At 62.7% G+C, this 12021-nt stretch carries 14 protein-coding genes; 7 read left to right on the forward strand and 7 right to left on the reverse strand.

Features of this window, described 5'->3' with window-relative positions:
* Positions 1–277 precede the first annotated feature (277 nt).
* Both copM and NDN16_RS13900 read left to right on the forward strand, forming a co-directional pair.
* Positions 278–1636 (forward strand): CopM family metallochaperone, encoded by a 1359-nt coding sequence (copM, locus tag NDN16_RS13895; protein WP_231771507.1) that lies wholly within the window; start codon positions 278–280, stop codon positions 1634–1636.
* A gap of 68 nt (positions 1637–1704) precedes the next feature.
* The gene (locus tag NDN16_RS13900; protein ID WP_012092672.1) at positions 1705–2208 is read left to right on the forward strand and encodes a YqaA family protein; all 504 of its coding nucleotides are present in this window, start codon (positions 1705–1707) and stop codon (positions 2206–2208) included.
* An 81-nt stretch (positions 2209–2289) separates the two neighbouring features.
* Here the strand turns inward: NDN16_RS13900 and NDN16_RS13905 are convergent, their stop codons facing one another.
* Positions 2290–2505: a heavy-metal-associated domain-containing protein gene (locus NDN16_RS13905; RefSeq protein ID WP_012092671.1), complete on the reverse strand. Its 216-nt coding sequence runs from the start codon at positions 2503–2505 to the stop codon at positions 2290–2292.
* 469 nt (positions 2506–2974) lie between these two features.
* On the opposite strand from NDN16_RS13905, the gene NDN16_RS13910 reads away from it, so the two are divergent.
* The 5 genes from NDN16_RS13910 (at position 2975) to NDN16_RS13930 (ending at position 7331) form a co-directional block, all read left to right on the forward strand.
* Positions 2975–4480: an MFS transporter gene (locus NDN16_RS13910; RefSeq protein WP_251114168.1), complete on the forward strand. Its 1506-nt coding sequence runs from the start codon at positions 2975–2977 to the stop codon at positions 4478–4480.
* A 156-nt stretch (positions 4481–4636) separates the two neighbouring features.
* A complete protein-coding gene (locus tag NDN16_RS13915; protein ID WP_192388688.1) occupies positions 4637–5683 on the forward strand; it encodes a cation diffusion facilitator family transporter in 1047 nt (348 codons plus the stop codon).
* Positions 5680–5994: an ArsR/SmtB family transcription factor gene (locus NDN16_RS13920; RefSeq protein WP_012092668.1), complete on the forward strand. Its 315-nt coding sequence runs from the start codon at positions 5680–5682 to the stop codon at positions 5992–5994. Before NDN16_RS13915 ends, NDN16_RS13920 begins: the two co-directional genes overlap by 4 nt.
* Before the next feature lie 213 nt (positions 5995–6207).
* Positions 6208–6384 (forward strand): hypothetical protein, encoded by a 177-nt coding sequence (locus NDN16_RS13925; RefSeq protein WP_012092667.1) that lies wholly within the window; start codon positions 6208–6210, stop codon positions 6382–6384.
* Positions 6384–7331 carry a LysR family transcriptional regulator gene (locus NDN16_RS13930; protein ID WP_012092666.1) on the forward strand — a complete coding sequence of 316 codons (948 nt, stop codon included), beginning with the start codon at positions 6384–6386 and terminating at the stop codon, positions 7329–7331. The genes NDN16_RS13925 and NDN16_RS13930 overlap by 1 nt, the downstream gene beginning before the upstream one ends.
* Here NDN16_RS13930 and NDN16_RS13935 read toward each other — a convergent pair.
* The 6 genes from NDN16_RS13935 to trbK-alt are packed head-to-tail and all read right to left on the reverse strand — an operon-like array spanning position 7285 to position 12011.
* On the reverse strand, positions 7285–7524 hold the full coding sequence (locus tag NDN16_RS13935) for a DUF2274 domain-containing protein (RefSeq protein ID WP_012092665.1): 240 nt from the start codon (positions 7522–7524) through the stop codon (positions 7285–7287). The two genes, NDN16_RS13930 and NDN16_RS13935, sit on opposite strands and share 47 nt — an antisense overlap.
* 2 nt (positions 7525–7526) lie before the next feature.
* Positions 7527–8654 (reverse strand): TrbI/VirB10 family protein, encoded by a 1128-nt coding sequence (locus NDN16_RS13940; RefSeq protein ID WP_012092664.1) that lies wholly within the window; start codon positions 8652–8654, stop codon positions 7527–7529.
* Positions 8651–9679 carry a P-type conjugative transfer protein TrbG gene (trbG, locus tag NDN16_RS13945; RefSeq protein ID WP_039194776.1) on the reverse strand — a complete coding sequence of 343 codons (1029 nt, stop codon included), beginning with the start codon at positions 9677–9679 and terminating at the stop codon, positions 8651–8653. Before trbG ends, NDN16_RS13940 begins: the two co-directional genes overlap by 4 nt.
* Entirely contained in the window at positions 9676–10365 is a 690-nt protein-coding gene (gene trbF / locus NDN16_RS13950) for a conjugal transfer protein TrbF (RefSeq protein ID WP_012092662.1), read from the reverse strand. Before trbF ends, trbG begins: the two co-directional genes overlap by 4 nt.
* Complete coding sequence (gene trbL, locus NDN16_RS13955) at positions 10362–11720, reverse strand: P-type conjugative transfer protein TrbL (protein WP_012092661.1); 1359 nt, start codon at positions 11718–11720, stop codon at positions 10362–10364. Before trbL ends, trbF begins: the two co-directional genes overlap by 4 nt.
* A gap of 3 nt (positions 11721–11723) precedes the next feature.
* A complete protein-coding gene (trbK-alt, locus tag NDN16_RS13960) occupies positions 11724–12011 on the reverse strand; it encodes a putative entry exclusion protein TrbK-alt (protein ID WP_012092660.1) in 288 nt (95 codons plus the stop codon).
* Positions 12012–12021 lie beyond the last annotated feature (10 nt).

Here is a 12021-nt window from a genome sequence, read left to right on the forward strand (position 1 = left end):
CAAGCAGCAAACAGTCAGACGAAGCCACGGTAGGCGCGCGTCCAGAAATTAGACGCGGCTCTCCGGTGCCAAAGGATGAACCATGACGTACCGAACAATAGTTGCCCTTTCTGCCAGTCTCTTGATGGGAGTCTCCGGCGCTGCTCTGGCGCAGCAGGCAGAGCATGACGCCCATCACCCTCAGACGCCGCAGGCCCAGGAGGAACGGGCCCCTGCCTCCATGTCCCCTTCAGGACAGATGCCTTCGATGCAGGACATGCCGAAGGAATGCCGGGCCATGATGGAGACCATGCCCCAAGCGTGCATGGACGCCATGCAGCAGATGATGCAGGGCGGCATGATGCACGGTGGGATGGCCGCTCCCCAAGGCGGAGAGTCGGCTCCAGCCGACGCCGATGTCGCCGACTTCACCAAGGCCTATGTCGATGCGATGGAGGAGATGCACGGTCCGATGATGGAGGGCGTCATGGCCGAGGACCCGGACGTCGCTTTCATCCGGGGCATGATCCCGCACCATCAGGGTGCGGTCGACATGGCGAAGATCGTGCAGCGATACGGAGATGACCCGCAGACAAGAGAGTGGGCGTCTCAGATCATTGAAGCACAGGAACGTGAGATCGCCGAAATGCAGGCGTGGCTGGACAGGAATGCCGGCCAGCAGCCTGCCGGCTTGGTCGAGACAGGCGGAACCGTGTACTCCGCCAACGAGGGCGACAATTCGATCAGCGCCATCGAACTCGGCACGGGTTCGGTCGAGACGGTGCAGATCGGAGTCTCACCGCACAATGTCGATCGGACACCGGACGGGAGGCTGTTGCTCGCCGTCGGGAGCGCTGCCTCCGATCACGCTCACGGATCGGATGACCAGGGACATGCCGATGCCGGCAACGGGCTTCTGGTGGTGCTCGATCCGCAGCAGCTGTCACAACCCGTCGGCACTGTAGAAGTCGGTGCGCATCCGGCGCATGTCGTCGCCGATCGTAGCGGCCGCGCCTATGTTTCGCTGTCCGGCGGGAACGAGATTGCGGTCGTTGATCTCGCAGCGGCTTCGGTGATCGAGCACATCACGACCGGAGCCTATCCGCACGGGCTGCGCCTCAACCCGGATGAGAGCGAGCTCTATGTGGCCAATGTCGAGGACGGCTCGGTCTCCGTCATCGACACGCAGGAGCTGACCGAGGTTGCGCGCATTCCGGTGGGCGCAGCGCCTGTTCAGGTCGGGTTCACGCCCTCGGGCGATCAGGTCTACGTCTCTCTTCGAGACGAGAACCGGGTGGCCGTCATCGACACCGCATCCCGCGAGGTGACGAACAGGATCGACGTCGGGCCGAACCCGATCCAGATGTTCGCCACCCCGGATGGAGCCTACGTCTATGTGGCCAATCAGGGCACCGAGGCGGAACCGAACGACACGGTCTCCGTGATCGAGATTGAGTCCGGAAACGTGATCGAGACGATCACCACCGGGAGCGGCGCCCACGGCGTCTCGGCATCGGCTGACGGGGCATTCGTGTTCGTAACGAACATTGCCGATGACAGCGTTTCGATCATCGACGTGGCGAGCCAGGAAGTGCTCAAGACCGTGCCGGTCGGCGATCGCCCGAACGGCATAGTCTACGCCGGATCGAACCAGTAAGCAGCGCGGCGCCGGAGCGAAACAGCTCTGGCGCCAGACTTGAGAATTGAGAATAGCTATTGGCGTCGATGAGCAGAGCCGGCGTGCATGACGAACTTCGAGGCAGCACGGCATTGGTTGCAGACATCGGAACTGATCTTGTCGCATATGCCGCCCTTTTCGTAAGCGCGTTCACGTCGGCGACCCTCCTACCAGGGTCGTCCGAGGCAGCGCTCCTGACTCTTCTAACAATGGGACAGGCCAACCTCGTCACCCTAGTGGGCGTCGCAACGGCAGGAAATGTGCTCGGCTCCTTGGTGAACTGGGCGCTGGGCAGGTTCCTCTCAGGGTTTCGAGACCATCGCTGGTTTCCGATTGACGACAGGTCATTTAGCCGTGCATCAGATTGGTACGGACGTTATGGCGTGTGGTCTCTACTCTTGTCCTGGCTGCCGATTATCGGCGATCCGCTGACAGTTGTGGCAGGAGCACTGCGAGTTGACCTTTCTCGTTTTCTCATATTCGTGTCGATCGGCAAAGCGGCACGCTATCTCTTTGTCGCCGGCGCATTTCTCTGGTGGAGCGGTTCTTGAGTGTACTTGCACGTCGAGTCGAGCTGTTGAGAATGGCGGAGACGAAGGGGCGCAGCCGAGCCGCCACCGCGCCCAGAAGCCTCACGCGGCCGCCGACTGGTCCTTGCGTTCGGCCGGATAGCCTGCCTCGGTTAAGGCGGCGGGGAGTACCTGCTCGTCCACCTTCGTGGTGACCGTCACTTCGCGGGTGGGTGGATTGGTGGTGACATCAGCCGCCGGATCGACGCTCAGAAGCGCGTTGTTGACCCGGCGCGCGCAGCCGCCGCAAGTCATGTCGGGAGCAGTGAATCGGAACATGCGAACTCTCCTCTGTTGGGCGTTCACGGACAAATCTGGTCCTTGCCACGTTGGCAAGGTCAAGGGTCAACGAGGAAAAATGATATCGCGGCCAAGGCGGCCTTGACCTTCCCATTGTTGGAAGCCCCATCTGGGGTGCAATGGATCAGGAAGGAAGCATGTCAAGACGAACCTTGTTCCGGCGAATTTGCTGCTAGGACCGTCTGACCGCCGCCCGTTCCTGCCGCGCCAGGCCGCTCGGCCCGTCCGTGAACGACGAATCTGGTCATGTCATGGCCAGCTAGACCACTGATCGCCATTGCCTGATCGGCGCTTCTCGCATGCAAAATGTGGGCGATGTGCAGCTCATCGGCTTATAGATCAAGTTTCAGCGGATTTGGGAAGCAATTTGTTCTTGACCTTCCAGCCGTTGGAAGGATTAGGGGTCTGCGACATCTGAACGCCCCATGAAAAATAACAGGAACTCCGGATGTCTACGCTCTCCCCCCAAACGCCGAAGCCTCCGGTGGCTTCGTCACCTGCAAGCACGACATTGCCGCTGGCCGTCATTGCGACGGCTCAGCTCATGGTGGTGCTTGACGATACCATCGCGAACATCGCCCTGCCGACACTCCAGAACGAACTCGGAATGTCGGCTGCGAGCCTGCCTTGGGTGATCAACGCCTACGTTCTCGCCTTTGGTGGACTGCTGCTGTTCGGCGGCAGGTTGGGCGATATCTATGGCCGGCGGCGCATGCTGCAGGCGGGCATGGCGATCTTCACCATTGCTTCCCTGTTCGTCGGGCTTGCCCAGGACAGCATGAGCATAATCGCGTCACGCGGTCTACAGGGCGTGGGTGCGGCGCTGACGGCCCCCAATGCTCTTGCCTTGATCGCGACGACCTTCCCCGAAGGCAAGGCGCGCAACGGAGCGATGGCCGTTTACGGAGCAATGTCCGGCCTTGGTATCATCGCCGGGCTGATCCTCGGCGGGCTGCTGACGGGGCTGCTGGGCTGGCGCTGGGCCTTCTTCATCAACATTCCCATCGGCCTGGCTGTGCTGGCGGGGTCAAGAACGCTTGTCGAGGCGGAACTGCACAAAGGCCGCCCGGACTTCACCGGCGCGCTCACCAGCATTGTGGGCATGGCCGCGCTCGTCTATGGGATCACCCGTGGCGGCGAACATGGCTGGACGGACAGCATCACGCTCGCCTCGTTCGCTACCGCCGCGATCCTGCTGCCGCTGTTCCTGATCTTGCAGTCGCGCAGCAAAGACCTGCTTCTGCCGCCACGTCTGTTCAAGGAGCGCAACCGGGCGGGTTCCTACCTCGCCATGCTGCTGCTGGGCTTCGGTCCGATGGGGATGATCTATCTGCTGACGCTCTATTTGCAGCACATCCTCGGCTACAGCCCGATCATGACCGCGCTGGCGTTCCTGCCATTCGGTGCGGGTATTATCGTTGGGGCCATTGTCAGTTCCAAGCTTGTCACGCGGTTTGCGCCGCGCGAGGTGGCAGCGCCCGCCGCACTAATAGGCGGCGCTGCCTTGTTCTGGCTCGCCAATATCGGACAGGAACTCAACTATATGTGGCACTTCATGCCCGCGGCCTTCCTCACCGCTTTCGGTTTCGTGGGGGCCGTGATTGCACTGGCGCTGACCGCCGTCAAAGGCGTGCAGACACAGGAGACGGGCATCGCATCGGCGCTCTTCAACGCCTCGCAACAGATCGGCGTCGCCTTGGGGCTGGCCGTCCTTTCGACCATCGCAGTCTCTGCCACGGCTGGCAGGTTGCCGGGTGCACTCGCCGCCCTCTATCGCGGGCGGGAGACGGGTGACGCCGGGCTAGTGAGATCGGCCAGCGATGCGCTGATCCACGGTTATGGTCTTGCGCTTGCGGGAGCTGGAGCTGCCCTCGTGATTGCCGCAGTCATTGCCGCGGTTCTGGTCAACGCTAAGAGGGGACAGGTTTCTACCGGCACGATCGCTGTCCATTGACAGGATAGTCATTAAGCCTACGGCGCGGTTCCGTGGCGCGCTACCCGCCGTAGGCCTTGCGCAGACGCCTGCTTGGACGAATTGCAAGCGGAGCGGTTGACATACAACATATGAACACATATTCATGTGTTGTATGTCAACCGCATGAGCCCTGAAATGTCCCATTCACACAGCCATGGTCATTCTCATGATGACCATTCCCATGATCACTCCCATGCGCCGACCGTCACGAGCGATAATGAGCGCAAGGTCCTTCTCTCGTTCTTCCTGATCCTCACGTTCATGATCGTGGAGGTGATCGGCGGTCTGATCTCAGGATCGCTGGCGCTGCTCGCCGACGCTGGACATATGCTGAGCGACGCGGCTGCGCTGGCGCTAGCTTATGCCGCCTTTCGGTTCGGACGGCGGGCGGCAGACTCCAACCGGACCTTTGGCTATCTGCGTTTCGAGGTCCTTGCCGGTTTTATCAACGCAATCACGCTATTCGCGATCGTCGTCTGGATTGTCTATGAAGCCTGGCAGCGCTTTCAGGAACCGCATGTTATCCTCGCGGGTCCGATGCTTGGCGTCGCCATTGCGGGGCTCCTCATCAATATTCTCGTGTTCTGGATTCTGACGCGCGGAGATACCGAGCACGTGAACATCAAGGGTGCCATCCTTCATGTGTTGGGCGACCTCCTCGGCTCTGTGGCAGCGGTTTCAGCCGCCATCGTGATCATGTACACGGGTTGGACGCTGATCGATCCTATCCTCTCGGTGTTTGTCTCCCTGCTGATCCTGCGCGCCGCGTGGAATCTCCTCGGCAAGTCGATACATATCCTGCTTGAAGGTGCGCCAGATAACGCGACGCCCGAGAAGATCGAACGCCATCTTGTCGAGAACATCGCTGGCGTGGCGTCGGTGAGCCACATCCATGTCTGGTCGATCACGTCCGGGCGGACCTTGGCCACCCTACATGTGCGGCCGAAAGCCGATGTCGATGCTCGCTCGGTGATGCGCGCGGTCGAGCGTGAGTTGAAGTCACAGTTTAAGATCGAACATCCGACCATCGCCATCGACTGGAATGACGATGCGGACGCGTGCAGCCTGTCGCAAGCCTCTGCCTTGACGGGGCACGCGCATGGGGATCGACACGACCATGATGGGCATCACCACAACCATGGGCCTGAGCATGTCCACAGCAAGCAGGAGCATGAACGTTGAAGCAAGCCCCGTCCCTGTCGCAGAACGACGTAACCGTACTGGCAGAGACTTTTCGCCTGCTGGGCGATCCTACACGGCTGAGAATTCTGCTCTTTTGCCTGCCGGGTCCAAAGTCCGTCGGCGACATTGTTGAGAGCCTGGGACTGTCGCAGACACTGGTTAGCCACCATTTACGCCTGCTCAGAGGTGCACGGCTCGTCAGGGGGGAGCGTCGGTCAAAGCAGGTTTTCTACGAAGTGGCAGACAGTCACGTGAGCGACATGCTGATCGACATGGCAACCCACATCGACGAGGAGCACTTTGATGACTGACAAACAAGGCTTCTTGGCGATGTGATGCCTGTACCGCTGAAGAGCGGGCCGCTAATGCGTTCGTTGAAGCAGGCAGCAGCACTTATCGCCGACACGGCAATCTTCACGCTGCGGTTAAGACCGGGACTTAAGCAATTTCGGTCTTGACCTTCCAATGGTTGGAGGCTGCACGATCTTGCTTGATACCCGTTTCGTCAATGCAAGGCGGCAGAAATGAAGGACCAAGCGAAGAACCGTTCGTCCGTCGACAAATTATTCGGCTCGCTGATCGCGGAAGGGTACGTTTATGCAGATGATGCCGCGGACCTCGATGATGGTGCCGACATACGGATTCGTTTGGGCTTTCTCCAGACATTGATGTTGGCGACCAGAAGCAAGGTGGCCGCATAATGCGGAAAGGGGTCAAGTGTTCGGATAAAGTCGAGCTTCGCCATCTCCGCTATTTCGTGGCTGTGGTCGAGCATGGCAGCTTTCGCAAAGCAGGAGCTGCGGTTGGACGGTCGCAAGCTGCAATCAGTCGGTCCATTGCCAAGCTGGAAGACGAGATTGGCGCCTCCTTGTTTCACCGGCATACATGGGGCGTATCGCAAACCTATGCCGGCCAGCGATTCCTCGTACACGCCCGCAGGGTCATCAGGACTGTTGGAGAAGGCGCTCGAGAGGTTGCCTCCGCAGGTCGTTCTGAAAAGGGACGTGTCCGGATCGGTATTTATTCCTCGATCGCTTCCGGCTTTTTGGCGGAGTTGCTGGAAGTTTACGGCAGGCGACATAGCGCGGTGAGAATCGAAGTGGCTGACGGGAACCCCGCAGAGCATGTCGCAGCGATCCGGCAACTCAATCTCGACGTCGCCTTCATCACTGGAACACGAGACTGGCCGGATTGCGAACGCGTCCTCTTGTGGTCGGAGCGTGTGTTCGTGGTCTTGCCTGACCATCATGCCTTAGCCAACAGGGAGGAAGTCGTATGGCGCGATCTGGCCGACGAGTCCTTTATCGTCAGCGAGACTGCTCCGGGACAGGAAATTTACGATCATCTGGTGCGGCGGCTGGCGGATCTCGGCAGGCATCCCGAGATCCAGGTGCAATATGTCGGTCGGGATAATCTGGTGCCGCTTGTCGCCCTCGGCCGAGGGCTGACTTTGGTGAGCGAAGCCATCACCGTCGCACAATTTCCGGGTGTGGTTTACCGACCGATCCTCGGCGAGGTTCTGCCCTTTTCGGCCGTCTGGTCGGCGAGCAACGACAATCCCGCCTTCCGTCGCTTTCTCAGTCTGGCGAAAGCAATGGCCGTCAGACCTGCGACTTCGGAGACAGGACGGAGCGCCGTGCTTTCGTGAACCCCCTGTCAGTGGCGATAAAGCGCTCCAACATTGGCACGATCAGCCTGACAGGATCAGCGGCGGGTTGGCCGGTCTCGCGGGCCAGCACCTCGGCATAGGTCGCAAGATCGCGATGAAGCGGCCCCGGCAGCTCTACCGTAACCTTGACGGGCTTGTCCTCGACGATGGGACCGAGTTTCAGTTTTGTCATGCTCAACCTCCTGCGGGCTCGAATACCAGGTCGCGGGTCACAATAATCCTGACCGGAAAGCCGGGCCGGATGGTGAGCGTCGGCGCGACCTGCAATTGGCGCTGGACGATCTGCTGCCCGGCCTGATTGACGGTATCCTGTGCGCCGTCGCGAATGGCGCGGATCAACCGGTCCTCGTCGCTGGTCGCCAGCTCTGTACCGACCGCGAGCAGTGTGGAAAGCCCTGCCGCTTTCATCAGATCCCACCAGTGATAATCGACGCCATCCTCAAGCCCGGCGTAACCGGAAGCGTCCGCGCCCGGCAGGCGCTCCAGAACGATGGAGCGGCCGCCCGGCAGGATCAGGCGATTCCACACCAGCAGGACGCGGCGCTGGCCGAAGGTCACGCCGTCATCATATTGGCCGATGATGCGCGTTCCCTGCGGGATCAGAAGCAGCGAGCCGGTCGGGCTGTCATAGACGTTTTCGGTGACCTGCGCGGTGATCTGGCCCGGCAGATCGGAGCGGATTCCGGTGATGAGTGCGGCCGGAATGACGGCTCCAGCCTGAAGGATGTAGGGCGATGCCGGCGGCGTGACGCGATCTGGCGCAACCGTCTGTCGGTCGACCGGGCTATTGAGGAAAGCCGCGTGCCTGTTCTGCCCTGTGCCGTCCGGCTGCAAGCCTATCCCGGCTATTCCTGGCATGGCCGTTCCCGCTGTCCCGCCAGAACGCGACCCGGACTGGAAGAACACGTTGCTCAAGCGCGCGGCCTCTTCCTCGGCGCGGCGGCGCTCCTCTTCGGGATCGACGGCTGGTGTGGTGATTGCCGGAGGCGCGACTGGCTGCCCCCGGTTCTGCGCGTCGAGGATCGGACGGCCAAGGTCGCCCGGCAATGCCGGTCCCAGGACGGGGCCGGTATAGTCGCGCGGCAGACCGGCGAGGCCGTCAGCCGTGGGTCGGTTTTCGGTCGAATAGAGTTCGCCGCCACCCGGCCCCGCATCGCGGGTCTGGAGCGCATAGATCAAGGTTCCGGCGATGCCGAGAAGCGCGACCGCGCCAACGCTTGCCAGCAACTTTCGGGACAGGCGGGTGACACGAGGCGGCTCGGCGCGCAGGCGCATGGGGGCGGCGGTATCGGTATCGCTCATGACGACGATCCTCCCGTGGTCGTGCTGGCTGGTTCTGCTGCGGCCTGCGTCGGGTTGATGCGGACGATCCTGACCACTTGCTGCCGATCGCCGCTGCCAAGGCGCAGTTCGGCCGCACCGAACAGGCGGTCCACGATCAGGACATTCTGGTGGACACGGCTGTTGACGATCTGCGTTTCTCCGTCCGACCCGATGACGAACAAAGGCGGCATTTCGCCCTGCACGATGCCGCGCGAGAAAATGACATAGACGCGGCGGCCATCGTCGAAGACGGAGAGCGGCCGCCATGGCGGGCTGTCGCCCCGCACCTGCAATCCGTAGCGATAGTTCCGCGCCGCCTCGGCGGGGATGATGGGCGCGGCGGGCGTGGTGGCACGGCTTCCCGCCGGCGCCGCGGGATAGGCCCATGCGACGGAAGGCATGTAGAGCGATTCCCGCGCGCGCAGCTCGATCATGTAGGTGCGCCGGTCGGTGGTCACGACAAGGTTGGTGGAAATGTCCGGGCGTGTCGGCTTCACGAGGATGTGGACGCGGCGGTTCGCGCCCGAACCGGATTCGGTGTCGCCAATGATCCATCGTGTCGTATCCCCGGCCGCAATAGGTCCCGCGCCGGTCAGGCTTTCGCCCGGCGCCAGCGCGATATTTGTGATCTGGCCGGGGGCCGCATAGACCTGATAGAGCGCGCCTTCGCTCCACGGATAAATCTGGATGGCGTTGTAATAGCCCTCACGGCGAGGTTCGACACGGGCGGCGGCATTGGCGTTTTCGACACGGCCGTCCGGAGTGCTGGCAGCAGGTCCGCCCCGCGCGACCGTCCAGGCCGGCGGCGTGTGAAGCGGCCGGGGCCGGTCGTCGGTGGCGACCGTCTGCACGGTGGGCAGCGGCGGCACGTCGGCGTCATAGTTGAATTGCGGCGTCCGGTTGGTCGCGCAGCCGGCCAACATGGTCGCGGAAAGCAGCAAAGCCGCGAAAGCGGGTTTACGGAAAACCGGAAAACCGGCTCTACGGAAAGTCGTGCGGGTCATTGGCTCATCTCCCGCGACCATGAAATTGCGTTGATGTAGATTCCCAGCGGATTGGCGCGTAATCGTTCGGCATCGCGCGGGGGCTGGATCACGACAGTCAGGATCGCGGTCCATCGCTCGGTCGTGGAAAGCTGGCCGTTCTCGAAATGGCGTTCGGTCCAGGCGACGCGGAAACTGTCCGGCGAAGCCCGGATGACGCTCGACACCTCGACGGCGATCTGCTGGCGGCCGACCTTGGTGAAGGGATCGTTGGCCCGCGCATAATCGTTCAAGGCCGCCGCGCCCCGGTCGGTGGTGAACTCGTAAGCCCGAAGCCAGTTCTGCCGGACGATGATCGCGTCCGCCGGGATCGCGCGGACCTGCTCGATGAAGCGGCCGAGATGGAAGGCGATCTGCGGATCGGTCGGGCGATAATCGGCGTTCGCGGGCGCGACAGCCTGCGCCTGACCGAGATTGTCCACCTGCACCACCCAGGGCACGACGGTTCCACGCGCCGATTGCCAGACGAGCGCGGCGGCAAAGCCGGCCGAGAGGATCAGACAGCCGAACGCCATATAGCGCCAGTTCTTCGCCTGCACGCGGGCCGAGCCGATGCGTTCGTCCCAGACCTGTGCGGCTTTTTGATAGGGAGTCTCGGGTTCCGGCACCTTGCCGTAATGGGTCGTCGGTCGTTTGAAGATGTTCATGTGCGGTCACTTTCGGAAAGGCTGACGGAGGAGCCGCCGCCGTGGCTGTCGCCGGATCGGACAGCATGAGCAGCAGCCGTGACGCCGTGGCTCATGGCCCGGCCACGCCGCATCTGCTGCGCCCAGGCCGGCGGCCCATCAGGGGTTGAGGGGGTTGACGGCGCAGGCGACGAATCTCTGCCGACGGTGCCCATGGTCGACGTGCCGCCGGATGCCGCGAATCCGGCTTTCGCACCATCGGAATAGCTGGATTTCAGGCTGTCGCTGGCGCGGGAGGCGGCGCGCTTGAGTGGTGAAACGGCGGCGGAGGCTCCGGCGCGCGCCACACCGCCAAGGCCGGAGGCGACCCCGGCCGTGCCGGACCCGCCCAAGGAGCCGAGGGTATAGGCGGACGAAGCCGCACCGGCGGCCGAGGCACCGCCGCGGGCAAGTGCTGCCCCGCCCGAGAGTGCGGCTGCGCCACCCCGCGCCGCGAGCATGGTCGCGCCACCGGCTGCGATCGCAGCGCCGCCAACCGCAAGGCCAGTCCCGACGGCGGCGCCGGCACTGAGTTGCGGGCCTCCGGAGACGAGGCCGGTGGCGATGCCGGGGCCGAAGATGCCGAGGCCGAGAAGGGAAAGGGCTGCCAGCACGATCGCCATGGCGTCGTCGATTGTCGGGGTCGCACCGCCGAAGCCTGCGGTAAACTGGCCGAAGAGCGTGGAGCCGATGCCGATGATGACGGCGAGGACCAGCACCTTGATACCGCTGGAGATCACATTGCCCAGCACCCGCTCGGCCATGAAGGCGGTCTTGCCGAACAGGCCGAATGGAATCAGCACGAAGCCGGCCAGCGTGGTCAGCTTGAACTCGATCAGCGTGACGAAAAGCTGGATTGCCAGGATGAAAAAGGCCAGCACCACCAGCGCCCAGGCGAACAACAGGCACGCGATCTGGATGAAGTTCTCGAAGAAGGCGATCCAGCCCATCAGGTCCGAAATAGATTCCAGCAGCGGGCGACCGGCGTCCAGCCCGGTTTGGGCAACGCGGCCGGGGCGCAGCAGATCGGCAACCGAGAAGCCAGTGCCGGACGCCATGAGCCCGAGCCCGGCGAAGCTCTCGAAGACGATCCGTGCGAGATTGTTCCAGTTGCTGATGAGATAGGCGAAGACGCCGACGAACAGCGTCTTTTTCACCAACCGCGCAATGATGTCGCCGTCGGCGCCCCAGGCCCAGAACAGTGCGGCGAGCGTCACGTCGATGACGATCAGCGTCGTGGCGATAAACGCCACCTCGCCGCCGAGCAGGCCGAAGCCGGAGTCGATATAGCTGGTGAAGATGCCGAGAAAATTATCGATGACCCCCGTTCCGCCCATGGCTCACGGTCTCCCGTTCTGTGCGGGGGTCGCTGGCGCGGGTGTCTTGCCGAGGAAGCGATCGCGGGTCTCGGCCCAGGTTCGGAGGCAGTCGGCATCATTGGCCGCCGCCTCGCCCAATGCCTGGCAACGCCGCTGTTCCAGACGCAGCGGATCGGTGGCGGGCTGAAGCGCTGGGACGGAAGGTGCTGGCGCGGGGCCTTCCTCACGCGACATCTCGATGATCGCCGCCGTGATGGCCACGGCCACGAACACAATGGCCGCGATCCGGGCCAGCACCTTCCCCTCCATACTCCGCCTC

Source organism: Aureimonas altamirensis, assembly GCF_023702225.1.
GTDB lineage: Bacteria > Pseudomonadota > Alphaproteobacteria > Rhizobiales > Rhizobiaceae > Aureimonas > Aureimonas altamirensis_B.